The organism is Myxococcus sp. AB025B (assembly GCF_006518215.1).
Classification (GTDB): Bacteria; Myxococcota; Myxococcia; order Myxococcales; family Myxococcaceae; genus Myxococcus; species Myxococcus fulvus.
Genome location: NZ_SRLW01000623.1, coordinates 1 through 1,440, shown reverse-complemented (window position 1 = coordinate 1,440; position 1,440 = coordinate 1). Strand labels below are relative to the sequence as shown.

General features: G+C 68.5%; 1 protein-coding gene. It reads right to left on the bottom strand.

Annotation, left to right across the window (positions count from 1 at the left end; all coding sequences use genetic code 11):
- Positions 1–63: 63 nt before the first annotated feature.
- Positions 64–1,431 (bottom strand): polyisoprenyl-phosphate hexose-1-phosphate transferase ExoE, encoded by a 1,368-nt coding sequence (gene exoE / locus FL311_RS43120; RefSeq protein WP_141333477.1) that lies wholly within the window; start codon positions 1,429–1,431, stop codon positions 64–66.
- Between the last annotated feature and the right edge of the window lie 9 nt (positions 1,432–1,440).

Sequence of the window (1,440 nt, the reverse complement as noted above, 5' to 3'; positions counted from 1 at the left end):
CCCCTGGCGGGTCCCCTAGGGCCCCCTCCCCTTCACGAGGAGGAGGGCCCGCGGGAGGTGTACCTACCGAGCTCCACGACCGAGAAGAACATGTCTCACGGTGTGGAAGATGATTCCCACATCGAGGAACAAACTGCCGTTCTTCACGTAGTACAGGTCGAACTCCAGCTTGTTGCGCGCGTCCTCCACCGAAGCCCCGTAGGGGTAGCGAATCTGGGCCCAGCCCGTCAGGCCCGGCTTCACCGCCTCGCGCAGCCCATAGAAGGGAATCTGCTGCTTGAGCTGCTCGACGAACACGGGCCGCTCAGGCCGCGGACCCACGAAGCTCATCTCCCCCATCAGCACGTTGAACACCTGCGGAATCTCGTCGATTCGCGTGCGGCGGATGAACTTGCCCACCCGCGTGACACGGTCATCGTTCGCCCGTGCCCACACCGCGCCGTTCTTCTCCGCGTCCGTCCGCATGCTGCGGAACTTCCACAAGTAGTACGTCGCGCCGCCCAGGCCCGTGCGCTCCTGCCGGTAGAACACCGGGCCCTTCGAGTCCAGCTTGATGGCCACCGCCACCAGAAGCAGGAACGGTGCCGACAGCGTGAGCAAGAGCGACGCCACCGCCAGGTCGAAGGCCCGCTTGAAGGCCCGGCGCAGCGGCGACACGGTGAGCTCGTCCGCGAAGGCGAAGTCGCTCGCCCGGAGGAACTGCACGGGAATCCGCCGCAGCACGCGCTCGCAGAACCCCGTCGCGTCGTACACGCGACGTCCCTGCAGTCGGCAGATGAGCAGTGAGTCCACCCAGTTGGCCCCGCGCATGTCGTCAGCAGCCTGCACGACATATGCCGCGCCCAATCGGGCCGCCATCTGGTCCAGCGGCTCCTGGCTCGAGCGCGGGTCCACCATGCCGATGACGCGGTAGCTGCCCTCGCCGCCCGCCTCGATGGCGCTCGCCACCGCGCGGGCCTTGAGGCCGTCACCGACGATGAGGACCGAGTCCGGCGCGCCGACCAGCGCGCGGATGGACACCCGGACCACCAGCGTTCCGGCCAGGGCGCCCATCGCCCCGCCCAGCAGCGCCCCCGGAGGCAGCGCCACGGGGAACAGCAGCGGGGCCACCAGCATCAGCCCGCCCGTCACCATCGCGGTGACCCCCGCGGCCTTCAGGAAGCGGTAGCCGCGCGCCCGGTCCTCCGCGGCGACGCGCAGGTCGTACAGGTCCAACAGGTACAGCGTGAACTGGAACGTGACGACGAAGGCCGCGCCCAGCCCCAGCAGCGTGGGCCACAGCGCCGCCATCGGCGGCCGGGTGCCCTCGGGCGCGAAGAGTGCCGCACAAGCCGCCGCGCCCATCACGCAGGCCAATGCGATTGCCGAGCTCTCGGCGAGAAAAAACGTCAGCTTCTTGGCTGAAAAATAGTGGTGAAAGACCCGGAGCACTTGCCCCTC